This window comes from Hymenobacter sp. 15J16-1T3B (genome assembly GCF_020711235.1).
In the GTDB taxonomy this organism is placed as follows: domain Bacteria; phylum Bacteroidota; class Bacteroidia; order Cytophagales; family Hymenobacteraceae; genus Solirubrum.
This window is the reverse complement of record NZ_JAJFAV010000013.1, coordinates 85,044-110,436: the sequence shown is the minus strand read 5'-3', so window position 1 is coordinate 110,436 and position 25,393 is coordinate 85,044. Positions and strand designations below refer to the sequence as shown.

Genomic DNA, 25,393 nt, shown 5'->3' with positions numbered 1-25,393 from the left:
CGCGGATACCTTCGACGCATGCCAACCAAGTTCACCTTTTCCCTGGTGACCCCAGACGAGCACCGCGAGTATTATCTGCAGGTGGACGAGCTGGTAATCCTGCCCCCGCATAGTCTGCTGACCACCCCGATCAGCCACATCTGGGCCGTCGCCGTGTATGCTACCCACTACGACCCGATTCGCAAGTCGGCGGTGGTCACCTGCCGAGACACGAAAGTGGAGCCGGACCTCTTAGAGGACTATCACCAGCGCATCATGGCCGCCGGCTGGAGCACGTACTAGCATGGACTCTCCATCACCCAGCCCGCGGCCGCGGCTGCTGCTCGTCACGCAGTACCCCGGCGCTGCGTCGCGCCAGCTCTATTTGGTGGCGCCGCGCGCGGGCGAACCGGCATGGCGGGCCCGCAAGGAAATCCAGGCCAACGGCGGCGAGGTGCTCTTCGCCGATGCGCCCGACCGGGCCCCGCTGTACCGCCTGCGCAACTGGGTTGGGCAGCACCGCAACCTCGCCGGCTTCTACGTCGGGGTGGGCTACATGAACTACCAATTTCCGGACGACCCGCACCGCGGCTTGTGGGACGTGCAGCAGTCCTGGGCCTCGGCCGTGGCCAAGTTGGGTAACCCGGCCGAGGTGCTGGTGGTGCGCGTCTGAGCGACTATCCCACTGAAAGAGACTTGGCCATTCTGGGCCTTTTTTGCATTATGGTGGAGTGCTTGTGAAACGATAGTTTCAAGCGCAACATCTCCCCTTACATACAATCTTCCTCGTTATGTCCATTTCAGACGCAGAGCGTTCCTTCCAACAATTCAGTTCCCATCCGAAGAATCCGCTGGATTATTCCCAGCAATGGGAATTAATACGAAAACGCACCAATCGGATCCAAGTATTTTTTGATCTTCCATTTTTAGTGGCTGTCAATGATACTTTTAGTTGTGGGATTATTTCGGAATATATAAAAGCTAAAGACGCTGGAGAGGAATTTAAACATCAGTATCATTACCTGCCTTTAGTTACTCCTGAGTCTTTAGAAAAGTCAGGTTTTAAAGGCACTAAGTTATTGGCGCTTCAAGTGTCTGATTTAGGCAAGCACGTAAAACACGGTGTCTATGTTCCGCATGACATAAAAAAGCCATATCGAATTGCGACTAACGATTCAGGTTCTTTTGTATACATGGGGTTTGTTCCTAGAATAAATCAGGCTCAAGATCCAGTAATGATTGGCTTTCCTAGAGGGGATATCGCAGGTAGGGTTATGTATTCGAGCGTGTTTGTTGAATTATTCCCTGCTTACTTTAATGAATACGTCAAGCTGGCAATAGAAAACGACTCGTCAAAGCACTATATGCATATTAGAGATAATTTCAATGAAAAAGGTGGAGGTGTAAGTCGTGAATTTAACTCCGGTGATGTATACATCAAGACGGCAATTTATGCTGTAAATAGGTTCATTGAACAATATAAGATTTTAAACGATTCATATTTTATCACAAATGTTACTGAGAATATGTGTTCGCCCTATAGAATAGCGTGGAGAGATGCTCAAAATATAGTGTTGTCTGAGCTGACTGTGCCAAAGCTGACCATAAGTGATTATGATGAAAATAAACTTCCAGACGAAGAAGACAGAATTTTAAGAAGTGAATTATCCAAAATATCATCACCTGATATTTTGGATACACTTGATATTAATATCAGGCAAAGACTGGAGTTGCAAGAATGGAAGATTGCTATTATTGAGAGTGCTGTTCTGTTTGAAAGCTGGGTACAGCCAAGGATTCGCTATATGGCGTTAGGTGTCAAAAAGATGTCTAGAAAGAGCTTCGATCGGCTAATGAAGTTCAAGGATGCAGATAATAATAGTCATCCTAAGCCGATGAGCATGATTCTAGATTCAGTTGTTTTGGAATTGACTGGAGTTGAATTCGTAAATACCGACGTGTACAAAGAGTTAAAGCAAAATGCGTTGACACCTAGAAATTTAATTGTACATGGAAGTAAATTTACAGCAAATTCAATTGAGGCTACCAATGCGTATTTAAGTGTGAGAAAGGCGATAGACTATCTTGATGATATTCTAAGTATGCCTAACTAAAAGCTTCTTTTGTAAGCCAAAATATGCATGCAGCTGCCTCACGCGTGGTGGTGCCCGTTGGTGCACCTTCTGCGCCTACGGGGATACGTCGAACGTTGGGGGGCTGAGCAATCCTCCACGGAGTGCGCCGGGCCGCTAGCAGGCTCGTTTTGGCAAAGCGCGTGATGTTGTAGGCGTTGCCTTGGTTGCCGCCCGGCATGTGGTAGAGCTTCACGCCCTCGTCTGCCGTGGTGCGCTGCTGCAGGAACTGGCCCTCGTCGAGCACGTGGAAGCACTGGTCGAAAAGGCCGAGGGCGCGGAAGGCGTAATGAGTGAGGGGCATAAAAAAGCCCCTCCCCGTGCGGGGAAGGGGTTGAAAGTATGACAGAAAATATAACGGCTCAGTTTTCCCACTGCAAGAAATCGGACCAGTCATCATTGAATGCCTGCTGAGACCGATATGCTTTCCTGTTTACGCGGGATTCTCCAAGCTGAAGTAAGCCCACCAAGCACGCGGTGGGACCAAGGGGCAGAATGCCGACAACGTAGCGTTTGCCGACAGCGGGCAGGCATTCGCCTGCGGGGCCACAGTACGTGGCTTGTGCAATGATTAGCATATACCCTGCTGAATAGTTGCAACCGTATTCGCGTTAATAAGGAAGCCCCGGCCGTTGGCGCGGCCGGGGCTTCGTTGTGTGGATGGAACCCACGTCCTCTAGCAAGGAGGCTCTAAGATACTCATAGAAAACCCTACTATCTTCCCGAACTATGAACCACCAGTTACTCATGTCCACCTGTCTTGCGGCTTTCTTCTGTTCTGCGTGCGGAGCCACCAATCACCCCTATGAGGACCCAGAGGCGGTGCTCGAGGAATTCAAGGATCAGCACGCCTCGGCTAAGGCAGGCTCTGGCAATACTGAACTGGTAGCATCAACGAATTACGTTCCGTTCGGGCGCCGCAGTACGTTTGCCCTTTACGCAACCTACGAGAATGCCGAGCGCCAGCGCGTGGGCGAATTGAAGGCTACTGTAGACGTACTGGATAAAGCCGACTCCAAAGGTGGCTGGACTATTCTGGAAACCGTAGCGGAGCAATGGCAAAAGGATTTACAGGTTCCGGCGGCGCCCGGATTGCCCCAGGCGGTAACAGCGCATAAGCCAGGGCGCTTTATTCCCGCAGATTCGACGGGTTTGTACGAGGTAACTCGCCAGGCCTTGCCAAAGGGAGAAACCCTTCGGCTGACGTGGCGGACTGCTGCCTTTGTCCGGCAGCACCCCCAATAAAGCAAAATACCCCGGCCTGTTGGCCGAGGTATTTTGTGGATGCATTGTAAGTTCACTACCGCCCAACCACAAACTTCTTACCGGGCACGGCTCCGACGCGGTACGTGTAGGCCCCAGGGCGCAGCTCCCCGGCCTGCAGCAGCAGGTGGTCGAACGTCGAGTCAACGGTGAACCGCTTCACCACGCGGCCGGTCATGTCCAGCACCTCCAACGTGGCCTGCTGGCCTCGCTGCACCTGGTAGGGCAGGTTGATGGCGCCAACAGCCGGGTTTGGGAACGGCTGGGCGGCGTCCACGGCCCCAGCGGGTCGAACCGACGTAAGCGTGCCGGCCAGGGCGTACACTTGCCGCTTCTGCACGTTGTTGGCCGGCAGCGGGTAGTGGTACGTTACCATCTTCGCGCCGTTGGGCGTGTTGAAGATGTCGATGTCAGCCGAGTCAGCCGCGAATAGCTGCGTGCCAGTCTCGGAAAAAACCCAAGACTTGCTCACGTAATCGTTACCCACCTGCCGGTAGCTGTTGATGATGTATTCGAAGTTGGCGTCTTGGTTAAACAGCTTGTCGCTCATGTACTCCACGCCCGGGCTCAAGGTATTGCCCGCCGGCAGCGCCGGGATGGCGAAGCTCCGGAGTACGGAGTGGTTGAGGTTGTAGACGGTGATTTGCCGCGCCGTGACGTCGACCTTGGCAAATTTCACATCTCCGTTGGCAAGTTTAAAAAAGCTTAGGTCCTGAGTGGTGCCCGTCGTCACGTAAGTGGTTTCGTAGGTAATCTGGGCCGAGGCGGCGGTGCTAACCAGCATGGCAGCAGCGAGTAGTAGTTGACGCATAGTACAGAGGGAAATGAAACAACCCGCCGGAAATCCAAGCGGGCTGCCAAAGTACACAGAAGCTACTACTACCTACAACCCCATCCACTGGCACCAGGCCACCACGCGGAAGGGCGGCATGTTGTTGTGGGGCTGGTCGCTGCCGGCATCGTTGGTGATGGCGCCGCGGGCCGTACCGGTGTTGTTGGCGCGCCGGCCAAAGGCGCCGTTGTCGCCGTTGTCGTAGACATTGAAAGCGTGGTTGTGGCGGGGCAGCTCGGGCACGGTCAGCTGGTGGGTTTCTTCGCCGCCCGTATCCCCTACGGCACGCTGCGTGAGCAGCGGGTTGGCCGCGTTGACCCCCAGCGGAAACACGCCGCTCATGTCCACGGTGCCGTTCTGCCCGTTGGCGTAGCACCAGCCGCGGTTGCGGCCCTTGCCCTTGCCGGTGTTGTCAAAGTTGGCCGGGTTGATGGCCAGCGGCTTTAACTCCCCAATGATGCGGGTGCGGGCGGCCGTGTGGTCGTACCAGAACACCGGCCCCTCGGCGTCCACCGCGAACGGGTCGCCGGCGGCCACTGACACCAACACGGCCTGCGTCTCGGTGATGCAGGGTTTCGTGCCACCGGTCTGGTAGGGCCGTTGGTCAACGACCACGGCCGTGCCCAGCTGGAACGTCGCGGGTAGCTCCACGCCCTGCGCGCCCTGGAAGTCGTAGAGCTGGCCGGCGTCGGCCAGCCACACGAAAGCCGGCGCCACGTTGTAGGTGCCGCCCGCCGCCGTGACGGCGCCGCCGCTGAGCACGCAGGTGGGCAGGCCCAGCCAAGGCGCGGCGGCGCTGAACAAGGTCAGTTGCTGCAGGGCCGCGAAATCGTCGTTCATCGGCGGGCGGCCGCCGTCGTCATAAAGTAAGCGCTTCATAGGTTCTGGAAAAGCAGGGAGTAATGTTTGGTGGCCAGCTTCAGCCGGCGGATCAGCGCGTGCAGCTCCACGGCCCGCGGGCGCAGCACCAGCGGCGCAATCACCGTGAAGTCGGTTTGGCCGGCGTATTCGGCCCAGTAGCGGAACGGGCGCGGGAAGGGCGGTGCCTCGTGGCGCTGGGGCAGGTACTCGGTGACGGGCTGCTGCTCGTGCACGAAGTTCCAGTAGGTGATGGCGTACTCCGTGTCGGCGTTGCGAATCACGATGCGCCGCCGGATGGGGTCGAAGCGGTCGTTGAGCGCCCGCTCGAATAGCAGGACCTGGCTGCTGTAGCTCAGTTCGCGCCGGCTGGCAAACAGGTAGCTGATGAAGTCCAGGTGCAAGCGGGCCACAGGCGCGGTGAGCACCTGCAGCCAGGCCCACTGCCGCGGCCGGCGCAGCAGCGCCGGCAGCAGCAGCAGCACCAGCCGGGCCCAGTCCACGCGGTAGGCGGTCGGGGCCGGCTGGAGCGGGTCGATGACGTTGCCGGGGTACGGGTTACGCGCCATGGGGCAGGAATTGCAGGGTGGTGGCGAAGTCGAGCGGGGCCGCGTCCTCGGTGATGTAGCCGGCTTCGGTTTCGTACACGCGGGTGATGGCCACGGCGGCGGCCGAGCCCACCCGCTTCTTGACGTCCGTCAGGCGCACGTCCTTGACGCCGGCCACGGCCTGAATGGCGTCCTCGATCTGGGCCACGTACACCAGGCCGTCGAATTCCAGGCGGCCCAGGTAGGCGCGGACGGAAGCAGCCACCGCGGCCTTCACCCCGTCGACGCTCAGCAACGGGTCGTAGTACACTTGGCCGAACACCTGCAGCCGGTCGGCCGCGCGGCTCACTACCTCCAGGCGCGTGCCCGCAAACCGGATGCGGTCGAAATAGCCCTGCACCTGCACCCGCTCGGAGTCGCTGAGCGGAGCCAGCGTGCCGGGCGCCGTGCCGTCCTTGGCGACTTTCACGAAGAGCTTCAGCACGCCGTTGGCGTCGGACTCCTTGGCCGCGGCCCGGGTGATGATGCGCGCGCCGGTGCTGCCGGCCGGGTAACGGATGCCGTTGTCATCGACGGTGAGGGTGTCGCCCAGCTGGAACTTGTAGGCCTGGTCGGCGTACCACGCGGGCGTGCCGGGCCGGGCCCGGTCGATAATGGCGTCCACCTCCGCCCGAAACACGTCCCAGAGCGTTTCGAGCTGGAAGCTGCAGAAGGCCACTACGTTCTTCCATAGCGAAGGCATGGACGTGGCGGAGGGGCTGTTGAGCGGGGCCAGCGCGGGTTGCGCGGCTTGCGCGGCGTCGAGGCTTGCGCGGATGGTGGCGAGGCTACGGGCCATAAGTCAGAGTGCGTTAGAATGCCCCCGCCGGGGTGTTGTTACCCACCAATACCTCAATCACATCGGCCCACCCGTAGCGGTTGGCGAAGGTCTGGCCGGCTTTGATGCGCACCGTGACGGCCCGCTGTTGCTTGGCCAGCCCCTCCGGCGTCACGTAGCCGTGGCCGGTTTCGCCCGTTGTAGATGGGCCGTACTGGCTGAACTCGGCCACCACCACGTTGTCGAACAGCACTTCGAAGGTGACGCCCAGCTCGTAGAGCGTATGCTTGAAGCGCAGCTGGCTGGCGTTCATGGTGAACGTGTAGGCGCGGTCGGCGCCCGCGCTGGCCAGCTTCTGCGAGCCGTACACCGTGGGCAAGTTGCTGTTATTGGCCCAGGCCCCGGCCGGCAAGAAACTTACCTCGGTGGCGTTATAAGCACGGATTTCGTCACCCTCCTGGAAGACGAACGTGTACTGCGGCGTAGGCACCTGCGTGCCGTCCGTTACCTCCACTTCGTCAATCCAAATCATGTCGGCGCTGCCCTGTTTGCGCACCTGGAAGGTGTTCACGGCGGCGTAGGCCACCACCGGCGACACGATGCGGGCCGCGTTGTTGACCTCGTTCGACTTCATCGAGTAGGTGCCAATCACCGCGCCGTTGTGCAGCAGCTCCAGCATGCCGCCCGAGTTGTCGGTGTAAGCGTTCAACGCTATCTGGGTGCCGCCCTCGGTGGGAATGTCGCAGGTGGCGCCGGCCGTCATCGTGTACTTGATGGTGCCGCCGCGGAACACCACGCCGCCCCCGGCGTTGCTGAACGGGGTCCAGCCCGCCGAATACACGAGGCGCGGGTCGTAGTCCTGCACGGTTTCGCCCACGCGGATGGTGGTGCGTGTGGCTTGCCCGGTCAGGATGCTGGCCCACCACCACGCCATTTTCAAATAGCCCTGGTCCTTTTCGTGCAAGCCGTCCGCCAGGTCGGTAGCCGGGTCGATAACGCCGTCGTTGTTCTCGAAAACGCAGTACGGCCGCGTCGAGACGGCTTGCTGCAGGGCCGCGTTGTAGTCGGCAAACACGTAGCCCAGGCTATTGGCCTCCGTTTCGGCGTGGTCGGTGCGCGGCGGGATTTTCTGCACGTGGATGACGGCGCCGGGCAGCAGCGCGTGCACGGCGTCCCAGTAGGCGGCGCCGGCCGCGGCGGCGGCGGCGGGCGAGGCCGGCGTGTACCAGATGTTGTTGGTGCCGAGCGTGTACATGACGTGCTGCTCAGCGGCGCCCTCCAGGTACGTTTTGGTGCGCTGGGCCATGTCGTCCACCAAGGCCGGGCTGCCCAGGATGCCGGTCGGGTACCAGGCGCCGGCCCCGGCCGCGGCCACTTCCCAGTTGTCGCCAAGCTCGCCCTGCAGCTGGGGCATCATGGCCAGGCGCGAGGCATTAGTCGACTTGTCGCCGATGCTCTTCGAGTCGCCCAGGTTGAACGCCCGCTTGGCCTTGCGCGCCACGGTGCGCAGGCCGATGGTGCCGTTCACGGCCGTAAGCGAGGTAACGGTTACGCCGTTGAACTCGGTCGGCCCCAGGCCCACCGACGAGGTGCCGCCCAGGCGCAGGTAGAAGTCGCGCGTGCCGGTGCCCGGCAGCGTGCCCACGAAGGTGAGGGTTTCATCCACCGGCCCCGAGGGCTGGAAATAACCGCAGTACACGCCCGCGGCCGTGAACACCGAGATGGTGACCAGCGGCCCGCTGCCCAGCAGGTTTTTCACCACGCAGGTTAGCGAGGTGGCGTTGGTGCTGAAGGGCAGCACGGCGTGCGCGCCGACCTTGCTCCAGCCGCCGGGCTGAGCGATGTTCCACACGTTTTCGATGTAGTCGGAGCCGGCCACGGTGAGCGTGCCCGACGTGGGCGGCGCGGTGGCGGCCGTAATGGCCGGGCTGCCGGCGGGGGCGCCCGCGTTGCGGCCGGTGGCGGCCTTTACCCGAAACTGCCATTCACCCGCGTTGTGGGCGTTGTCGTCGACGCTCACCGGCGCGTAAGCCTGATAGGCCCCGGCGCCCTGCTTGTACTCCAACTGTGCCGCGGCGTACTGGGTATGGCTGGCGGTGAGCACGCGGGTGCTGCTGTTGAATGTGACGGTGGGGGCGGTGGGCGTCACCGCTGGCGTGGGCGTGGTGGTGCCGCCCCCGCCAGCATTGGCCAGCGCCAGAATGGCGGCGCGCAGGCCGAGGCCCGCCACGTTCACGGCGTTGGCGCTAAGCTCCGCGGCCGTCACCGGCGTGAACGTGGCGGCCCCCAGCGGGATGGTCAGCATGTGCAGCCACGCCCCGTCCGGCTGTTTCTGCCAGATGTCGCCGGTAACCGTGTTGACCACTACCGAGTCGGCGGCGCCCAGTTCCTCGGCCGGCTGGCCGGTGGCGTCCATAAACAACACGGCGTCTTCGCCGCTGGGTTTGTTGTCCAGGTTCTCCACAGCTTCGATGACCGCGTTGGCGAAGCTGCGGTGGTCGGAGGCGGTAATCGGGCCAATGCCGTTGCCCCGCACGCGCAGGTTTGTGTCGCGGGCCGTAATAATCAGTTGGGCGTTGCTGGTGCTCATGCGAAGTCGCGGGTGTCGTAATCGAGTTCGTGGTGGTCCCGGATGACGCGGGCCGGGGGCGTGGGGAGCAGCTGCTCCCCGGTGTTGATGCGCTGGCCGCGAGCAGCGAAGTAGCCGGCCACGTCGGTGGCCACCACGGCCGGCAGGGCCAGCACCTGCCCGGGCGTCAGCGGGTCGGTGACGGCCAGCCCGTTGGCCGCGGCCAGGGCGTAGGCCCCTTCGCGGCTGCCCAGCTCCTGCAGCGCCACGTCGAACAGGTTTTGCCCGGCGGAAACGGTGGTCGTCATGGGCGGTCGGCGTCGATGGTGGCGTCGGAGAGGTCGGTCAGGTCCAGCGCCAGCACCTGGTAGCCGTCGCGCTCCAGCTGAATGCCGACTGCGCGGGTCAGCGCGGCGGCCTGGGTGGCGCCGTAGGGCGCTTTCTGGTAACGGGCAATGCCCACGCCCACCAGCGGGTCGGCCCGCCAGTCGCCCTGCGCCGTGCGCAGCAGCAGGTCGATGTGCTGGGCGTCGGCGGGCCCGGCCACGAAGTCGCCGCGCTCCACGAGCAGGTCGTCGTTGGCGTCGAGTAGCAGGTCGGTGGCTGTCACGAGATGGTGCCGGTTTGGGTGGTGGCGCTGCCGGTGGTGGTGACCGTGCCGGTGCGCACGTAGGTGTCGATGGCCGTTGCCAGCTGCTCCGCGGCGTCCTCGCGGGCCTGCGCCTGGTTGCTGGTGCGGGTGGTCATGTCGGAGAGGATGCGCAGGATGGCCGCTTTCAGGGCTGGTTTATTCAGGGGCATGACTCAGGCGCGGAATAGGTTGGGCAGGCGGTTTTTCAGGGCGGTGAGCTGCGCCGCGTTGATGGGCGTGCCGCTCGGGCCCAGCGGCGTGGTGACGGTCAGGCGCAGCAGTTCGTCAATGAAGTCCTGCGCCCAGGTGAGAAAGGACTCCTGCGCCGTAGCCAGCTGAATGTGGCTCAGTTCGTCGGCGGTGAGCAGGAAGGCGTCGGTGAGCCGGCCTTCCACCAGCCCCACCAGCGCCGGGGAGCCCGCGGCCGGGTACAGCCCGCCCAGCAGCGCCACGTCGGGCAGCACCGGGCCGTCGTCGTCGAGCTGCACGTCGCACGCCTCGTCGTCGGGGCGCACGGCCGTAACCGTGCCTGACACGATGGACACCGGCACCGGGCCCTGCAGCCGCTCCATGGCTTCCTTGATGCTGCTCATGCTTTCGGGCCCAGGGTGATGACGCGCCGGCTGCCGCCCACGCCGAAGCTCTTGGTGACCTTATCCACGGCGTAGTCGCCGCTGCGGGCCGGGTAGTCGGGGTCGAGGATGGTCACGACGTGGCCGTGCTCCACCAGCGGCTCGCCGAACGTGGTCACCGTGCCGCGGTAGCCGTCGAAGCGCAGCCGCTTGGCCTCGGCGTCGGCGCGGGCCTGCAGCTGGGCTTGGTCCAGCCCCATGTAGTTGTAGGTGCGCAGCTCGCCGTCCAGCTTGTCGCCGGCCTCGGCCACCAGCCGCTTGCGGCCTTTCTTGCGGCCCTGCACGTGGCTGATGGCGCGGATTTTCACCCGCACGTCCTGCTCGCGCACGTACTGCAAATCGCTGCTGATGACGTTGCGGCGGAAGGCCAGTTGGTGGCGGGGCGCCCCGGTCAGCGCCTGGTACGGGTCGCCGGCAATGAGCACCCCGCCGCGGAAAAAGCAGCGGATGCCGTAATCTTTCCGGAGCGAGTCGAGAATCTGGGCCCCGGTGGCTTTGTTGGCCACGAACTTGCCCAGGTCGGTGGCGCCGAGCGTTTGGATCTCAAACGCGTGGCCGCTCTGGGTGCGTACGTACTCCAGCAGCTGCTGCAACGACACCTGCCCCCACGAATGGGTCAGCGGCTTGCGCTTGAGCAGCCACATCTCGTCCTCGCATTGGATTTCGCAGGGCGGCCCTTCCTTCACGCCCACCACGTAGCCGGTGAACTCGGTGCGCAGCGCCGGGGCGTAGCCGTACTGCACCACCACCCGGTCGCCCACCTTGATGGCGTCGGGCAACTGGCCGGCCCGGTTGAGCAGGCGGATGTTGCGCGGCAGCTTGATGGTGCACGTGTCGGTGAGCGTCTGCCACGAGCTGTCGATGTCCAGCGCGTGCACGAACGGAATCACGAGCGTGCCGATGGTGATTTTCGAGACGAGGCGCAGCATGTCAGATCAGCAGTTCGGGGGCGTTGTCGGAGACGAGTTGGATTTCGTAGGCCTGCAGGTTGGTGAAGCCCGGCAGCGGGGGCCAGCTGCGGTGCTTCACGACCACGTTGTGGATGCCGTGCAGGCCGCAGAGCCGGCAGGCAATGGGCAGCGCTTCGGGCAGGTCCAGCACGCGCTTGAGGGCCTGCACCTCGGCCTCGGGGTAGCGGCGGGCGTACTGGCCGTTGCTGATGGGCGGGGCCAGGATGCCCTTGATGGTGAGTTGGAAATCCCCGTCGCTGATGTACTCTTTCACCGAGCCGTCGCGCCCCTGGATTTCGGTCGTCACGATGAGCTTCGGCCGGTCGATGGTCACGATGGGTTCCTGTAACAGTACCTCGCCGCCCACCGGGCCCAGCAGCACCCGTTGGAACATGGGCAGGCCCAGCAAGCCGGTGCCGTCCTTGTTCGGGGCCAGGGGCGTGCCGAAGGCGGAATAGGGGTCGGCGGCGGGCTCGGGCTTGGGCGGCACCTGGTAGCGCATCAGCGGCGCGTAGCCGAACGCCTCCACCGCCAACGCTTTGAGGTTGATGTTGTACTGCATGGCTAGTGGGCGGTGGTCATGGCGTTGGCGTCGTTGAGCACTTCGAGCAGGGCGGTGTGCAGGCGCTGCTTGATCTGGTCCGCACCTTCCTGGATGTTGGTGGTGTGCAGGGTGATTTGGCCGAGCGTGCCCACGTTGATGGTGATGTGGGTAATGCCCCCGCCGGAGCCGGCCGCGCCGCCTTTCCCCTTGGTGTCGCCCAGGCCCACGCCGGCGGCGCTGCCGCCCGCGCCGACCCCGGCCGGGGCTTTGCCGCCGCCCATGAACTCGGCCAGGCTGCTGCCGCTGGTCATCGAGCGGCGCCCGTCCTCCCAGCCCGTCTGCCAGCGGCTTTTGATGTTCTTCAGCTGGTTGACGCCTTGGATGATCTGCGCCGGGTTGATGGTAAAGGCGCCCTGAATGATGTTGCCCAGGCCCCGAAACAGCTCCATGGCCCCGTAGGCAAAGGCGTAGATGAAGCTGCGGAAGCCCTCGAAGGTGTTCCAGCAATAGATGATGCCGGCCACCAGGGCCACGATGGCGGCCACCACCAGGCCGATGGGGTTGGCGGCCATGGCCGCGTCGAGCAGCCACATCACGCCCTCCCAGACCTTGGTCACGACGGCGGCCACCTTCACGTAGGCGATGTAAGCCGCAATGCCCGAGACGAGCGGCACGAACACCGCGGCGTAGTCCCGCACGAACGTGGTCCCGTCGCGCACCACGACCATCAGCCCACGCAGCCACTGCATGGTCTTCAACACGGCCGGGAGCAAGGCCTCCACCAGAATGGTTTTGGTATCCAGCCACTCGTTGTCGAAGCGGTTCAGGTTGGCCTGCAGCGAATTGGTCGCCTTGGCCAGCCCCGGCCCGAAGGTGCGCTGGAGCTCGGCCGCGAACTTGGGCAGGAAGTCTTGGCTCAGCACCTTGCCGTCCTTCATCATGTCCATGAGCTGCGCCGTGGTCACGCCCATGGCGCGGCTGGCAATGCCCAAGGCCCCGGGCAGCCGCTCGCCCAGCTGCCCGTTGAGTTCTTCGGCGCTCACCTTGCCCTTGGACATCATTTGGCCCAGGGCGAGCAGGGTGCCCTTCTGATCTTCCGCGCCGAGCCCCATCACCGTGCCGGCCGCCGAGACGCCTTCGAAAATCTTGCGGGTGGCTTGCCCTTGCAGCGTGGTGCCCATCATGGCGCCCGACAAGGTTTTGTAGCCTTCGGTCGCCGCCTGCAGGTTCAGGCCCAGCCGGTCGCTGGTGCGGTTGAGGTATTGCAACGTGGCCGCGCCCTGCTTTTCCGTGCCGCTGGCGAAGGTGATGGCGTTGCGCTGGCCCTGCAGCGCTGCCGTGTCGCGCACGCCGCCCAGCAGCCCCAGCACGCCGGCGCCGATGGTCAGGCCCCCGAGCAGGCCGCCCATGCCGAAGCCGCCACCCGACTTGCGCCGGCCGACGTTTTCCAGGTGCTCCATGCGCTGCTCGACCTCCTGGATGGCGCGGTTGGCGCGGGCAATGTCCTTGATGTCGAGCGAGACGGCCCGCTGTTGCCGGAGCGTGTTGAGCTTGATTTCGAGTGCCGTCAGGTTGGTGGTGGCCTTCGTGGTGGCGCTGGACACCTTGGCCATGGCCGCGGTGAAGCCCGTTCCTACGCTGCCGGCGGCGCGCTGGGCCCGCTGGGCGGCCTGCGTCACCTTGCCGAGCGACGAATCCCCCACCACGCCGGCCCGGCGCAGCGGGGCGGTGATGAGGTCTTTCAGCTGGAGCGTGTAGGTGAGCAGGCTATTCATGGGAAACAAAAGAGGCGGGCGGCCCAAGGGCGGCCCGCCTCGTTAGGATTCGGGGTTCAGCATCCGGTGCAGCCATTGGGCTTGCCCCGCCTTCTCCTGCCACACCTCGTCCGGCAGCAGCTCCGGATGCGGAATGTGCAGGTAGTGGCTGATGAGCGCGTCGGCCTTGCGGATGCCGTCGTGGTTTTTCCGCTCGTCGACGCCGAGCGGGGCTAGACTTTTTTTAGGCTGCCGTCGAGCACTTTCACGGCCTGCACCGCCTGCATGGCGGCGGCCATTTTCACGTCCTCGTCAGCGAGGATGCGCGGGTCGGAGCCGTCGGCGATGAGCAGGTTTTCGAGCAGGAACTCGCCGGCTTCGTAAATCTGACTCTGGCCGATGAGCGACATCGAACGGGCCACGTGGGCCCGCTGGGGCTTGCTCAGGTAGCCGGTGACGGTTTCGCCGCCCTCGGTGGTGACGGTCAGTTCGTAGTGGGCGTTGTCGGGCTTGGTGGCGGGGGTGTCTGCCATGAGAGGGTTGAGAGGCTGGCCGTTCCACTCCGATGGGTCTTTCGCGGCCTCAAACCAATCTTCGGGCGCGTGCTGCGGAGTAGGCATAGCGGATTAGAGTAAGGGCGTGGCGCCCGGTTTCCATTCGATGTGCGAGACGATGAGCGGCAACTCCACCTCGATCTTGGTGTCGCCTGCCTTCACGTCGCGGCTGTTCTTGGTGAATTCGCAGTTCATCAGCTTGTGAATCACCGTTTTGTTGGCCGGGTTGACGAAGGCCACCACGACGGGAAAGGGCGGAATGTCCTGCAGCCGGCCAGTGGGCACGGCCTCTTGCAGCCGCTCCACCTCCTTGGCCTCCACCGTGATGCTGGCTTTGGCCTTGTTTTGGCCATAGCCGCGGCTCACCGGGTTGCTGCCCTGCCCGTAGTTGTCCTCCTTGGTCTGCTCGTCCTCGTAGGAAATGGCCGTGATGCCGGGAATGGTCTTGCCCAGGCACTGCACGTTGATGTCGGCCCAGCTGTGGGCCACGCCGTTGATGAGTGGGGTCATGGCGGGTTACGAGAGGGATTTGACGAAGCCCACGGTGCCGCGGATTTCGCGGGCCACACCCACGGGCACGATGGAGAATTTGACTTCGACCAACGAGGTGCTGAGCACGTCTTGATCGGGGTCCACAAACACGTCGCAGGCGCTGATTTCGTCCGCCCGGCCCAGGTTGGATTGCAGCGCCGTGGTGCCCTTGGCCTCCAGCTCGCTGGCCACCTGGGGCCGGAGCTGGCCGGCACCGGTGAGCAGCAGCGGGCCCTTCAGCGCGGGCAGCAGCGCGCGGCGGATGACGCGCGCGGCCTTGTTGTGGGTGCGCACGTTTTCGATGTAGGCGTAGTCGCTGTCGAGTCCGGCGCAGGTGTGCGAGTCGTTCCAGTAGAAGCCGTCGAAGCCGGTTTCCTTGGTCGGGTAGATAAAGCCTTTGCTGTCCAGCCCGGTGAAGTCGCCCTCCGCCAGCTCCGCCAGCGTCTTGCCGTTGCACAGGCCCGCGTTGAGGAAATAGCCGTCGCTGGCCAGGTTGAACTTGTCGAGCCAGCCGATGTCCTCGTGCACGGCGGCGGCCGAAATGTCGCCCAGCAGCGTGCCCACAGCGGGCACCAGCGGACGGCCCACGCCCGGGGTGTGGTCGGCGCCGATGACCACCGACACGCCTTCCGCCTCGCCGGCAGCCAGGTTGCGCAGGTCTAGCAGGCCGCCGTAGTTGGTGGCCAGGCCGTGGCCGCCCAGCAGCACGAAGACCGGCCGGTGCAGACGGAATTCGTCGACGACCAGGGCGGCGGCTTTCGGGATGGCCGCCACCACGTCGGTGTCAAGTCCGTTGGTGGTGGTACCCACGTAGTCGGCGGCCGAGTCGAGGCAGAGGGCCAACTGCTTGACGGCGCCGCCGGCGTCGACCAGCAGCTGCTTGGCGTGCAGCAGCGTGTTGTCGGCCATCTGGGCCAGGGTGACGGTGCGGGCCACCACGCGCAGCCAGAGCACGCCCGCCGGGTTGCGGCGGAAGAACTCGCGCACGTGGTAGTGCAGGTCGGCGCTGTTTTCGGCGTCGTACTGCGCATCCACGCCCAGCATTTCGAGCTGGCGCAGGGAGCGGATTTCGTAGCTGGTGTTCAGCTGCAGGCCGTCCGCCACGGTCACGCCCTGGGTAACCAGGCCGCTGATGCCGTCGTCGGTGGGCTTCTGGCGGCCCAAGCCGCCGCGGCCCTTGATGATGGTAACTCCCATTTAGGCGAGCGTGTAGAGGATGAGCGTATCCGTCGGGCCGGCGTAGTCGGCCGCGGCCTCGCGGGTGGTGAAGTAGGCCCCGTCGCCGGTGCCGTGGAGCTGGCCCACGCCCAGCGCCCGCATGACGGTGCGGGCGTGGGCCAGATCGGCCTTACTCGGCTTCTTCGGTTTCGGCTTCGCCATTGCGGGTCACCACTTTGATGGCCTTGTCTTCAAGACCTTTGGCGTGCGACTTGGCCCACTGTTCCTCCACGAAAACCTGCCCGTCGCTGGTGACGTGCAGTTTATCCGCCTTGGGATTGGCTTTGAACACGTTGTCGTACTTGGGGGCCTTAGCCTTCTTGGCCGGGGTCTGGGGCTGCTGGTTGGTCTGATCTGCCATGGTCGGTGCAGGTGAATTGAGCGGTTACAGTAATGGTGGTCAGCACCGCGAAGGCGTAGCCCAGGTAAGGCACGAGGCCCGCCGGGATGCTCTCGGGCGCGGCCTGCAGCGCCTTGACGGCGGCCAGCAGGCCCAGGCTCAACACCTGGACCTTGCGCCAGAAGCCCGGCGTGGCGGAGACGAAGCGGCGCAGCGGGTTCATCGGCGGCTGAGGAAGTGCAGCAGGGCGTAAAACAGGCCGTAGCTCAGGCCCACCCCCACCACGATGCCGGCCAGAAACACCCAGTACCAGGGCCAGCCCTGCGGGTCGTACCACGCGAAAACCGGGGCCGCCGGGCAGGGCCGCAGCTGCTGCTGTACTACCGTGGCCGGGGCCGTGGTGTGTAACTCCTTGCGCACCAGCCAGAGTTGGTAGGCGCCGCGGGCGTACCAGACATTACCCTGCACGCCGAGCGTGTCGAAGCACAGCGTGTCCAGCGGCACCGGCTGGGCGCGAATCCACTGCCGGATGCGGCTGGTGGCGGCGGCCCGCTGGGCGCTGTCGAGCGAGACTTCCGCCCGGTGCAGCAGCGAATCGAGGCGCACCAGGTCGAAGGCGTGGCGGGCCGAGTCGGCCGGGCTGGGGCGGTACACCGTCCGCACTTCCACCTGCGGCACCACGACGGGCACCTGCAGGCGCAGGGTTTCCGGCGCGGTAAGCTCTGGATGCTGCTCCACCAGCGCCGCCAATTTCTCTTGCGGGCTGGGCCGGTCCAGCAGTTTGCAGCTGCTCACCGAGGCCAGCAACAGGGCGGTTACAAGGGCAAGGCGTCTCATTTGGCGGAAGCTTTCGGAATGCCCAGGGCGCCGCGGATGGCGGCCATGTCGACCTTCACATCGTTGACGGCCTGGAGCACTTCCTTTTGGGTTTGGTCCTGCGAATTCAGGCGCTGGTAAACGTCCGACTTGGTGCGCTCCGACTCCTTCACGTGGTTGTCGAGCGTCGTTTCCGTCGCGGTCTGGCGGTGTTCGGTGTTCAGGGCGAAGCCAATGGCGCTGCTGCTCAGCACCAGCGCCACCCCCACGGCCCACTTCACCCATTCACCGGAATTGTTGGTAGCCATCACGCGATAGAAATAGTGACCGTCTCGCCCCGGTCCAGCGCATCTTTGATCTTGGCGTAGAGCACCGCGTAGGCGTCGCGGCTCTTGCTCACCCAGTCGGGTTGGTTGGGGGCGTAGGTGCCCACCAGCAGGCAGCCCTCGGTGTCGGCCGCCGTGTTGCCCGAGTGGATGCGCACGCCCGCAAATCCGGGCACGCCGACCAGCAAGGGCATCAGCCGGCGGAACCGGTTGGAGTAGGTAATGACGACCGGGTAGGTGCCGGCCGGAATGGCGGTTTTGCCATACACCTTCACCCCGGTCGGGCGCACCACGTCTTCGAGGACGTGGCATTCGAAAGCGCCGTCGACGGCCAGCCGACCAACGGTCGACTGGCTCGTCTTGATGGTGCGGGCAAGGGTCAGGTGCATGGCCGGTACTGCTTAGCCTTGCACGATGGCCACCACGCCCTTCTTGTCGTTGCGCATCAGCTTCATGCCAAAGCGCACGGCGGCGTTCATGATGTCGCCCAGGTACTGCGCCTGGCCGGCGTTGATGTAGGGCTTTACCGCCCCTTCCACGCGGCCGATGGCCATCGGGGTCCAGATGAGCAGGCCCTCCTTGTCATCGGCAGCCGCGGCAGCCTGCACGGCCTTGGGCGCATTAGCGGCCGTGTAGATGCCCGCCGTGCTGCGCTTGTAGAACTTCGTGCCCAGGATTTCGCCGATGGCGCCGGTGGCCAACATGCCGGCGTTGCCGGTCTTGTTGTAATCGATGAAATCCTCGATCATCAGCAGCTCAGCGTACTGCGTGGCGCCGATCAGGCCGAAGCGCGGGCCCTGCATTTCCATGCGGTCCAGCACCTCGTTGGCTTTCACAAAGTCGGCCTTGGTGATTTTCTTGCGGGTGCCGGTGCGGCCGGCCAGCGAGGCGGCGGCATCCGCGCCGGTGGTCGGGATGATGGCGGCCGAGTCGACCGCCGACATGCGGTTAAGGGCGACCTGCGCCACCAGGTTGTCGAGTACGTCGGAGTGCAGGCGCAGCGTGGAGCTGCGTTTGTCGTAGGCGACTTCCAGCAGCTCCCGGTCGCCCAGGCGCGTGGGTTTCGTGGCCAGCAGGTTCAGGCCCACGATGTTGTTGTCGCCTTCCAGCTCCTCCACCTGCAGCGGCCACGTGGTCGGGTCGATGACGGCCGAGGGCGCTTGGCTCTCCTGCGGAATTTCGTAGAACGCCGCGTCGACCCCGACGCCCGTTGCCAGCGCGTGGGTTTGCTTGTAGAACGAGTTGTCCGGAAACAGCAGCGGTTGCAGCTCGCGGGTGAAGATGGTGGTGAGCGGGTCCTCGAAGGCCACCCCGGCCTGCGGGGCCACGAGCACGAGGCGCAGGACTTGCAGCACCACCACGGCGGCGGCGCCGGTTTCGGGTGCCACGCCGATGGCCGAGGCCACCACCGAGCCCAGCAGGGCGGTCAGGAGCAACGTGCAGAGCAGTTGACCGAGGAGAAGCAGGTTTTTCATCTGAAAAAACGGATAGAGACAGAGGGGGACAGGCCGTAGGGGCCGATGATCGAGCGGGCTGGGATTAGCCGGTGTAGGCCGTGAGCAAGGCGTTGTACTTCTCGGGTTCGGTCTGCTTCATTTTCAGCAGGCCCGCCGAGTCCTTCTGACTCCACTCCTTGAAGCCCCAGTCGTTGCGGGCGTTGGCCGCGCCGTTGGCCGCGGCGCCGTTGGCCGCGCCGGCTACCGACGTGCGGGCCTGCATGCCGGCCAGGATGCTGGCCGTGTTGGTGTAGTCGGTTTTGGCCAGCGCCAGGAAGCCGTCTTTCTGCGAGGCGGTGATTTTGCCCAGGTTGACGGCGTTGGTCACCAGTTCGGTGGCGCGGGCGTCGAGGTCGTTGGTCTGCTGCGCCTTCAGCTGCTGGTTTTCCCGGCGCAGGCGCGTCAGCTCGTCTTCGTCCTCGGCGGGCGGCGTGGCGGGCTTGGCGGCAGGAGCGGCGGGGGCTTGGTTCTGGACTTTCTCCAGCGCGGCCAGCACATCCGCCTCGGTCGCGTTGTCGGCCAGCTTCACGCCGGCCTTGGCCAGCGCATTCTTCACATCTTCGAGCTTCATCTCGGCTGTTTGGGGGATGAGTGACATGTAGTAGCGGTGCATGTCGGCCGCGGCCATCGTGGCCTCGGGCGCGGCAACACCGGATTGAGCGGGCAGCACCTCGGTGACAAAGCCCATGGCCCGCGCTTCGTCCGCGCTGAGCCACGTTTCGGCCTCCATCATCTGCTCCCACTCCTCGGTCTTTTTGGTCGACGCCGCGGCGTACATTTCCGCCGTGGAGCGGTTCAGGGCCTTTTGGGCGTTCAGGGCCTGCTCCAGCGCTTTGACGTTGCCGCCGACCTCGGCCGAGACCTGGTGCATCATGAACTTGGCGTGCGCCTGGCTCTGGCGCTTCGTGCCGCCGGCAAACACCAGCGTAGCCGCCGAGCCCACCAGCCCTTCGTTGACCGTGGTAATGACGAGCTTGCTTTGCAGCATGCGGGCCCGCATCAGCTGGCCGGCCATCCACGACCCGCCGGGCGAGTTGATGCGCACGGTGCAGGTCCGGGCGCCCGACTGCTCCCACTGGCTCAGTTGAGCGTCCAGCAGGGTGGCCACTTGCGGGTCGATGGCGTCAAAAATGAGGATGGTGCGCTCCATTGCGCCTCAAAACTCCCCCTGGGCGCAACGGGCGGCAAATCGGCGCCCGTTGTCGTGGAAATACTTCCATGATTCGTGGAAATATTTCCACGAGTGCAAAACACAAATAGCGCCGCAAGGGCCTTTCAGGCCAGTTTTGTGGCTGTTATGCCCACGAACCCGAACGAAGAACGCCAGGACAGCCAGCGCAACCGGGCGAAAATTCAGAAAGCCATTGCCCGCATCATCCGCCAGGAAATGCGCAAGCCCACCGTGCAGGAGCTGGTGGAGGCTACTGGCTTGTCGGACAAAACCGTGAAGGCCCACCTGAAGCGGGTGAAGCTCGGCGACGGCAAGGCCAACGTGTTCCAGGCCCTGACGCCCAACGTCATCCTGAAGCTCTACGAGCGGGCCGTGGGTTACTCGCACCCCGCCGTCAAAATCATGACGGTATCCCTGGGCGCGGGCATGGGCTCGCGGGTCGAGGAAGTGGACTACACCGAGCACTACCCGCCCGACACGGCGGCCGCCAAGCTCTTTGTGCAACTGGTGGAAGGCTTCAAGGAGAAATCGGAAACGGACCTCAACCACAAGGTGCCGGGCGGCTTCACCATGAATTACGTGGTGCCGACGAACCCCAATCCCGACGACGATGGCCAATAAAGCAAAGGCGGCCGCGAAGCGGAAGGCCCGGGAGGACGCGGCCCACTTCGAGTCGGCCGGCATCAACTTCCGGCCCAGCTGGAAGCAGCACCTGGCCTGGCAGGCCTTGGAGGACGGCACCACGGAGGAAGTGATGTACGGCGGGGCGGCCGGCGGCGGCAAGAGCTACCTGGGCGCCTCGTGGAAGGTGTACCGCCGCCTGCGCTACGACGACAGCCGCGGCGTGACGGCCCGTACGCGCCTGATCGACATCAAGGAGTCCACCCTCGTGACCTACTTCAAAGTGCTGGCCGAGTGGGGGCTCGTGATGGGCCAGGACTACCGCTACATTTCCCGCTCGGGCGCGCCGGAGGCGCTGGTGTTCAACAACGGCAGCCGGGAGATTTTCAAGGAGCTGGCCTTCAGCCCGGCCGACGAAGACTACCAGCGCCTGGGCTCGTTGGAAATTACCGACGTGTGGATCGAGGAGGCCAACGACGGCGTGCCCGAGAAGGGCGCCGACATCCTAAAATCCCGCATCCGCTGGAAGCTGGCCGAGTTCGGGCTCATCCCGAAAATGCTCATCACCTGCAACCCGGGCTACACCTGGGTGCGCCTGAAATACGTCTACGACAAGGAAAACAACCCCGTCCAGCTCAAGCCCTACCAGCGCGTTATTCAGGCGCTGGTGACGGACAACCCCGACCGGGAGTTCGTGCGCATCTACAAAAAGAGCCTGGAGCAGCTGAAGCCCTACGACCGGCAGCGCCTGCTGGAAGGCGACTGGAACGCCGTGGAGAAAACGGGCGGGGAATTCTACCCAAGCTACGACACGGAGCGGCACGTGGGCGACTACACCTACGACCCGGGCCTCGCGCTGCACATCACGTTCGACTTCAACCTCACGCCCTACGTCACGCTCAACGTGTGGCAGGTGCAGGGCAAAGTGGCCACCCAGATAGACGAGTTCTGCCAGCACGGCAAGACCTCGCTGGCCTGCCAGGCCTTCATGCGCAAGTACGGCAGCCACCGGGCCGAGGTGTTTGTGTACGGCGACCCGGCAGGCAAGCACGGCGACACGCGCACCGAGCAGGGCAGCAACGACTACACCATCGTGGTCAAGGAGCTGAAGAAGCTGCCCAAGGTCACGCTGCGGGTGGAGGCCTCCGCGCCGTCGGTGTCGATGCGCGGCCTCTGGATTGACGAGCTGCTGGAGCAGGACGGCCAGGCGCCGGCCGACAAGCCCAGCGCCGGCGGCATCGTGCTGCGCTTCGACCGCAAGTGCAACGTGACCAGCACGGACTACCAGAAGGTGAAGAAGGCCAGCGACGGGACGAAGGAGAAAAAGAAGGTCATGCACCCGACCCTCAAAATCAGCTACGAGCCCTACGGCCACCCCAGCGACGCCAACGACTACTTCCTCTGCCGCTGCTTCAAGGCCGAATGGTCGGCCTACCAGCGCCAGGGCTCCAACAAACCCGCCGTCGGGGACCGGTCCGACGTGCACCAACGCGCTTTCTAACCATGGCCTTTCTGACCCCCGAGGACTACGGCACCCAGATTCGCACCGAGCAGCTGCACGTCATCACCGACGAAGACGGCACGGTGCTGCCCAAAGCGGAACTCTACGCCCAGCAGCTCTGCGAAAGCTACCTGCGCAGCCGCTACGACGTGGCCGCCATCTTCGCCGCCACCGGCGACGACCGCTCGGCCCTGCTGGTCACCTACATGGTGGACATCAGCCTCTACACCGTGCACTCGCGCCACGGCCGGGCCCAGATGCCCGAAAAGCGCATCGTGCGCTACGACCAGGCCCTCGAATGGCTGAAGGCCATCGGCAAAGGCAGCATCACCGCCGACCTACCGCTGCTGCCGCCGGCCGAGCGCCCCGGCGGCTTCAAGTGGGGCTCGGCCCCGAAACAAACCCTCAGCTGGTAAGCCATGAACCTGCACCAACGCCTACAGGCCCAGTTGGCCGCCGAGGCCCAGAACGTCACCCCGACCCTGAACGCCAAGCTGGGCCGCCGCTCGGTGTCCAGCCGCATTGCCGAGTACCAGACCACCCGCATGCGGGCGGACCTGACGCACTGGCGCAACGCGCTGAGCATGGCCGAGCAGCTGCACCTGCCTGACCGCACCGAGCTGCTGCGCCTCTACCGCGAGGCCGTCATCGACGCGCACCTCGCCAGCGTGATGGAAACCCGCGCCCTGAACCTGCTCAGCCAGCCGTTTAAGGTGGTGGCCGTGAAGGGCGGGGCTGAAAACGAGGAGCTGACGCGCATGCTGCAGGCGCCCTGGTTCTACACGCTCTGCATGGAGGCGGTTCACTCCATCTTTTGGGGCCCGCGGGTGCTGGAGTTCCGGCCGCCCGTCGACGGCGAATTCGCCGGCATCGACCTGATCCAGCCCGAGATGGTGATTCCGGAGCGGGGCTTGATCCGCGACGCGCCGCTGAGCCAAACCGGCCTGAGCTACGTCGACGGCCCCGAAGCGCCGTGGCTGATCCAGCTGGGCGAGTCGCGCGAGCTGGGCCTGCTGCACAAGCTGATTCCGCACGTGGTGTGGAAGAAAAACAGCATGCAGGCCTGGGCCGAGTACTGCGACCGGTTCGCGCTGCCGGTGCGCACGGTGGAGATGGACCTCAACGACGAGGACCGCGTGGAGGTGGAAAACATGCTGCGCAACATGGGCCGGGCGGCCTACGCCATCCTGCCCCCGGGCGCGAGCAACTTCCAGTACCACCAGCCCCAGACGTTTCAGCAGGGCGTCTTTGCCGGCATGATCGACTACCCCAACCGGGAGATGAGCAAGGCCGTGCTGGGCCAGACGATGACCACCGAGGACGGCAGCAGCCGCAGCCAGGGCGAGGTACACGAGCGGGTGGCCGAGAAGTACACCCAGGCCGACAAAACCTACCTGCGCAACCTCATCATGTGGAAGCTCTGGGACAAGCTGCTGGTGCACGGCTACCCGGTGGCGGGCTTCGAGTTCAAGTGGGACGACACCGAGCAGCTGAAGAAAAAAGAGCTGTGGGACATCGTGCAGGGCGTGATGCAGCACTCGGGCTACCGCGTGCCGGCGCAGTACATCAAGGACAACTTCGGCATCGAGGTGGAGGAAAAGCCCGAGCCCGAACTAGTACCTACCCCGGCCCCCGCCGGCACCAACCCGCCCCGGCCGGGAAAGCCTACAGCGCGGGCGTAACGGCCCTCTACGCCCGCGCCTGCACCCACAACCACGGCCCCCACGGCCTGGCGGCCGTTCGCATGGCCGCCGAGGACGATACCGCCCTGCGCAATGCCCTGCTGGACCTGAGCCGGCAGGTGCACGGCGCGCAGGGCCGGCGCGTGCCCCTGCACGTGGGCCTGCTGAACGCCACGGCCACCAAGCTGCAGGAGGCCGTGTCCATCGGCTACAACTCGCCCGACGAGGCCGCCACCGCCTTTCTGCGGGGCAACGTGCAGTGGTTTTCGGCCGCCAAGACAGCGCACCAGGGCGAGGCACTGACCAAGCTGCTGCTGGACGCGCAAGGCAACGTGAAGCCGTGGCAGTCCTTCAAGGCCGAGGCGCTGGAGCTGCACCACCAATACAACGTGCGCTGGCTGCAGGCCGAGTACGAGCACGCCATCGGCAGCGCGCAGATGGCGGCCCGCTGGAAAGAGTTTGAGCCCACGGACCTGCTCAGCTACCACACCGTGGGCGACAGCCGCGTGCGGCCCGAGCACCGGGCCTGGGACGCGGTGGTGCTGCCGGCCGCGCACGAGTGGTGGACCACGCACTACCCGCCCAACGGCTGGCTGTGCCGCTGCACGGTGACGGCTAACCCGCTGGGCAAAGCCACGCCCGCGGTGCTGCTGCCGGCGCTGCCCGGGCCCGACGACGGCTTCGACGGCAACGTGGGCCAAACAGGCGTTATTTACCCCAAGGGCGTGCCCTACTACACCGAGCTGCCGGCCGCGGCCAAGCGCGAGGTGGACGCGGTGGAGGGCCTGCACCGCGTGCCCGAGCTGGTGACCCACGCCAAGAAGCTGACCGACGCCCGGCGCGACGGGCTGCAGGCGGCGTTGAACGCCATCAACCAGGTGCACCTGCTGCCCGAGTCGCCCACCAGCGTGAAAACGCTGCCCATCGGCTTCCGGAAGATGGCCCGCGGCACGCAAGGCGGCTTCAGCTTCGCCCGCCTGCGGGACGACCCGCCGCCGATTCTGTCGCTGAACGCGGAAATCGACGACGCGGGCGAAATCGGCTTCACGCTGCTGCACGAGCTGGGCCACTGGATCGACTACACCTACCTGGACATTCCGCGCGACGTGACGCGCCTCGTGTTCAGCTCCACCGACATGAAGGCCGTGCTGGACGCGGCCGAGGACACCGAGCTGTGGCAGACGTACAAGCTCCTGCTGGACGACCCGAAGTGCAGCCCCGCCCGCCGGGCCCACATCAACGAATACCTGAAGCAGCCCTACGAAGTGTGGGCGCGTGCGTATTCGCAGTATATTGCTGAACAATCGGACGATGAGCGGCTGTTTAAGGCCCTGGACCGCGGCCGAAAGCACGTCATTCCCGACCAGTGGGAGGACGACGATTTCGCCCCTGTGCGGGACGCAATGCGCGAGCTTTTTGTTAAGAAACGATGGGTACCACGAACCACGAGCGAGTAGACGAACTGCGGGCCAAGGCCCAGGCGGGCACCATCTCGGAAGACGAGTACGTGGAGCTGCTGCGCGCCGACGATGGCGAGGAGGAAGCCATGGCCCGCCACATGTACCGCACCAGCTACGCCGCCCAGCACGCCGAAGCCGACGACCAGGGCCGCACAACGCTAATCTGAT

The 25,393-nt window shown here is 64.4% G+C and carries 34 protein-coding genes; 10 read left to right on the top strand and 24 right to left on the bottom strand.

Annotated features, from left to right (window positions below; translation table 11 throughout):
* Positions 1-18 precede the first annotated feature (18 nt).
* From LJ737_RS19990 to LJ737_RS19980, 3 genes are all read left to right on the top strand, one after another.
* Positions 19-282 carry a hypothetical protein gene (locus LJ737_RS19990; protein ID WP_227768524.1) on the top strand — a complete coding sequence of 88 codons (264 nt, stop codon included), beginning with the start codon at positions 19-21 and terminating at the stop codon, positions 280-282.
* Position 283: 1 nt separating this feature from the next.
* Complete coding sequence (locus LJ737_RS19985; RefSeq protein WP_227768523.1) at positions 284-652, top strand: hypothetical protein; 369 nt, start codon at positions 284-286, stop codon at positions 650-652.
* A 118-nt stretch (positions 653-770) separates the two neighbouring features.
* On the top strand, positions 771-2,093 hold the full coding sequence (locus tag LJ737_RS19980; RefSeq protein WP_227768522.1) for a hypothetical protein: 1,323 nt from the start codon (positions 771-773) through the stop codon (positions 2,091-2,093).
* Here LJ737_RS19980 and LJ737_RS19975 read toward each other — a convergent pair.
* Complete coding sequence (locus LJ737_RS19975) at positions 2,086-2,415, bottom strand: hypothetical protein (RefSeq protein ID WP_227768521.1); 330 nt, start codon at positions 2,413-2,415, stop codon at positions 2,086-2,088. The genes LJ737_RS19980 and LJ737_RS19975 overlap by 8 nt on opposite strands.
* Before the next feature lie 425 nt (positions 2,416-2,840).
* On the opposite strand from LJ737_RS19975, the gene LJ737_RS19970 reads away from it, so the two are divergent.
* Positions 2,841-3,356: a hypothetical protein gene (locus LJ737_RS19970; RefSeq protein ID WP_227768520.1), complete on the top strand. Its 516-nt coding sequence runs from the start codon at positions 2,841-2,843 to the stop codon at positions 3,354-3,356.
* Between the two features lie 55 nt (positions 3,357-3,411).
* Here the strand turns inward: LJ737_RS19970 and LJ737_RS19965 are convergent, their stop codons facing one another.
* The 23 genes from LJ737_RS19965 to LJ737_RS19855 all read right to left on the bottom strand — a co-directional run bounded on the left by LJ737_RS19965 (position 3,412) and on the right by LJ737_RS19855 (position 19,940).
* The gene (locus LJ737_RS19965) at positions 3,412-4,185 is read right to left on the bottom strand and encodes a T9SS type A sorting domain-containing protein (RefSeq protein ID WP_227768519.1); all 774 of its coding nucleotides are present in this window, start codon (positions 4,183-4,185) and stop codon (positions 3,412-3,414) included.
* Between the two features lie 72 nt (positions 4,186-4,257).
* The gene (locus tag LJ737_RS19960) at positions 4,258-5,085 is read right to left on the bottom strand and encodes a hypothetical protein (RefSeq protein ID WP_227768518.1); all 828 of its coding nucleotides are present in this window, start codon (positions 5,083-5,085) and stop codon (positions 4,258-4,260) included.
* Positions 5,082-5,633, bottom strand: a complete 552-nt coding sequence (locus tag LJ737_RS19955; protein ID WP_227768517.1) for a hypothetical protein — start codon at positions 5,631-5,633, stop codon at positions 5,082-5,084. The genes LJ737_RS19960 and LJ737_RS19955 overlap by 4 nt, the downstream gene beginning before the upstream one ends.
* Positions 5,623-6,450: a baseplate J/gp47 family protein gene (locus tag LJ737_RS19950; protein ID WP_227768516.1), complete on the bottom strand. Its 828-nt coding sequence runs from the start codon at positions 6,448-6,450 to the stop codon at positions 5,623-5,625. The genes LJ737_RS19955 and LJ737_RS19950 overlap by 11 nt, the downstream gene beginning before the upstream one ends.
* Before the next feature lie 13 nt (positions 6,451-6,463).
* Complete coding sequence (locus tag LJ737_RS19945) at positions 6,464-9,019, bottom strand: SGNH/GDSL hydrolase family protein (protein WP_227768515.1); 2,556 nt, start codon at positions 9,017-9,019, stop codon at positions 6,464-6,466.
* Entirely contained in the window at positions 9,016-9,306 is a 291-nt protein-coding gene (locus LJ737_RS19940) for a LysM peptidoglycan-binding domain-containing protein (protein ID WP_227768514.1), read from the bottom strand. Before LJ737_RS19940 ends, LJ737_RS19945 begins: the two co-directional genes overlap by 4 nt.
* On the bottom strand, positions 9,303-9,608 hold the full coding sequence (locus tag LJ737_RS19935; protein ID WP_227768513.1) for a hypothetical protein: 306 nt from the start codon (positions 9,606-9,608) through the stop codon (positions 9,303-9,305). Before LJ737_RS19935 ends, LJ737_RS19940 begins: the two co-directional genes overlap by 4 nt.
* A complete protein-coding gene (locus tag LJ737_RS19930; protein WP_227768512.1) occupies positions 9,605-9,799 on the bottom strand; it encodes a hypothetical protein in 195 nt (64 codons plus the stop codon). The genes LJ737_RS19935 and LJ737_RS19930 overlap by 4 nt, the downstream gene beginning before the upstream one ends.
* Positions 9,800-9,802: 3 nt before the next feature.
* Entirely contained in the window at positions 9,803-10,222 is a 420-nt protein-coding gene (locus tag LJ737_RS19925) for a hypothetical protein (protein ID WP_227768511.1), read from the bottom strand.
* Positions 10,219-11,190, bottom strand: coding sequence for a hypothetical protein (locus tag LJ737_RS19920; RefSeq protein ID WP_227768510.1), 972 nt, complete (start codon positions 11,188-11,190; stop codon positions 10,219-10,221). The genes LJ737_RS19925 and LJ737_RS19920 overlap by 4 nt, the downstream gene beginning before the upstream one ends.
* A 1-nt stretch (position 11,191) precedes the next feature.
* Positions 11,192-11,773, bottom strand: coding sequence for a DUF6046 domain-containing protein (locus LJ737_RS19915; RefSeq protein ID WP_227768509.1), 582 nt, complete (start codon positions 11,771-11,773; stop codon positions 11,192-11,194).
* A 2-nt stretch (positions 11,774-11,775) separates the two neighbouring features.
* Positions 11,776-13,530, bottom strand: a complete 1,755-nt coding sequence (locus LJ737_RS19910; protein WP_227768508.1) for a tape measure protein — start codon at positions 13,528-13,530, stop codon at positions 11,776-11,778.
* A gap of 212 nt (positions 13,531-13,742) precedes the next feature.
* Entirely contained in the window at positions 13,743-14,042 is a 300-nt protein-coding gene (locus LJ737_RS19905) for a hypothetical protein (protein ID WP_227768507.1), read from the bottom strand.
* 93 nt (positions 14,043-14,135) lie between these two features.
* Positions 14,136-14,573, bottom strand: a complete 438-nt coding sequence (locus LJ737_RS19900; protein WP_227768506.1) for a hypothetical protein — start codon at positions 14,571-14,573, stop codon at positions 14,136-14,138.
* Positions 14,574-14,579: 6 nt separating this feature from the next.
* Positions 14,580-15,791, bottom strand: coding sequence for a DUF2586 family protein (locus LJ737_RS19895; protein ID WP_227768505.1), 1,212 nt, complete (start codon positions 15,789-15,791; stop codon positions 14,580-14,582).
* Positions 15,792-15,974: a hypothetical protein gene (locus LJ737_RS19890; RefSeq protein WP_227768504.1), complete on the bottom strand. Its 183-nt coding sequence runs from the start codon at positions 15,972-15,974 to the stop codon at positions 15,792-15,794.
* Positions 15,943-16,173 carry a hypothetical protein gene (locus tag LJ737_RS19885; RefSeq protein ID WP_227768503.1) on the bottom strand — a complete coding sequence of 77 codons (231 nt, stop codon included), beginning with the start codon at positions 16,171-16,173 and terminating at the stop codon, positions 15,943-15,945. The genes LJ737_RS19890 and LJ737_RS19885 overlap by 32 nt, the downstream gene beginning before the upstream one ends.
* The gene (locus tag LJ737_RS19880) at positions 16,124-16,375 is read right to left on the bottom strand and encodes a hypothetical protein (RefSeq protein WP_227768502.1); all 252 of its coding nucleotides are present in this window, start codon (positions 16,373-16,375) and stop codon (positions 16,124-16,126) included. Before LJ737_RS19880 ends, LJ737_RS19885 begins: the two co-directional genes overlap by 50 nt.
* Entirely contained in the window at positions 16,372-16,989 is a 618-nt protein-coding gene (locus LJ737_RS19875; protein WP_227768501.1) for a hypothetical protein, read from the bottom strand. The genes LJ737_RS19880 and LJ737_RS19875 overlap by 4 nt, the downstream gene beginning before the upstream one ends.
* A complete protein-coding gene (locus LJ737_RS19870; RefSeq protein WP_227768500.1) occupies positions 16,986-17,276 on the bottom strand; it encodes a hypothetical protein in 291 nt (96 codons plus the stop codon). Before LJ737_RS19870 ends, LJ737_RS19875 begins: the two co-directional genes overlap by 4 nt.
* Entirely contained in the window at positions 17,276-17,683 is a 408-nt protein-coding gene (locus tag LJ737_RS19865; protein WP_227768499.1) for a DUF5675 family protein, read from the bottom strand. The genes LJ737_RS19870 and LJ737_RS19865 overlap by 1 nt, the downstream gene beginning before the upstream one ends.
* A 12-nt stretch (positions 17,684-17,695) precedes the next feature.
* Positions 17,696-18,769, bottom strand: a complete 1,074-nt coding sequence (locus LJ737_RS19860) for a hypothetical protein (protein ID WP_227768498.1) — start codon at positions 18,767-18,769, stop codon at positions 17,696-17,698.
* 64 nt (positions 18,770-18,833) lie between these two features.
* Positions 18,834-19,940: an ATP-dependent Clp protease proteolytic subunit gene (locus tag LJ737_RS19855; RefSeq protein ID WP_227768497.1), complete on the bottom strand. Its 1,107-nt coding sequence runs from the start codon at positions 19,938-19,940 to the stop codon at positions 18,834-18,836.
* Positions 19,941-20,087: 147 nt separating this feature from the next.
* Here LJ737_RS19855 and LJ737_RS19850 point away from each other — a divergent pair, with 147 nt between their 5' ends.
* The 6 genes from LJ737_RS19850 to LJ737_RS19825 all read left to right on the top strand — a co-directional run bounded on the left by LJ737_RS19850 (position 20,088) and on the right by LJ737_RS19825 (position 25,392).
* Positions 20,088-20,582: a hypothetical protein gene (locus tag LJ737_RS19850; RefSeq protein ID WP_227768496.1), complete on the top strand. Its 495-nt coding sequence runs from the start codon at positions 20,088-20,090 to the stop codon at positions 20,580-20,582.
* On the top strand, positions 20,572-22,083 hold the full coding sequence (locus LJ737_RS19845; RefSeq protein ID WP_227768495.1) for a phage terminase large subunit: 1,512 nt from the start codon (positions 20,572-20,574) through the stop codon (positions 22,081-22,083). The genes LJ737_RS19850 and LJ737_RS19845 overlap by 11 nt, the downstream gene beginning before the upstream one ends.
* A 2-nt stretch (positions 22,084-22,085) precedes the next feature.
* Positions 22,086-22,499 (top strand): phage protein Gp36 family protein, encoded by a 414-nt coding sequence (locus LJ737_RS19840; RefSeq protein WP_227768494.1) that lies wholly within the window; start codon positions 22,086-22,088, stop codon positions 22,497-22,499.
* Positions 22,500-22,502: 3 nt separating this feature from the next.
* Positions 22,503-23,765, top strand: coding sequence for a phage portal protein family protein (locus LJ737_RS19835; protein WP_227768493.1), 1,263 nt, complete (start codon positions 22,503-22,505; stop codon positions 23,763-23,765).
* Between the two features lie 62 nt (positions 23,766-23,827).
* Entirely contained in the window at positions 23,828-25,222 is a 1,395-nt protein-coding gene (locus LJ737_RS19830; protein WP_227768492.1) for a phage head morphogenesis protein, read from the top strand.
* Positions 25,195-25,392, top strand: a complete 198-nt coding sequence (locus LJ737_RS19825; protein WP_227768491.1) for a hypothetical protein — start codon at positions 25,195-25,197, stop codon at positions 25,390-25,392. The genes LJ737_RS19830 and LJ737_RS19825 overlap by 28 nt, the downstream gene beginning before the upstream one ends.
* The last annotated feature ends 1 nt before the right edge of the window (position 25,393 follow it).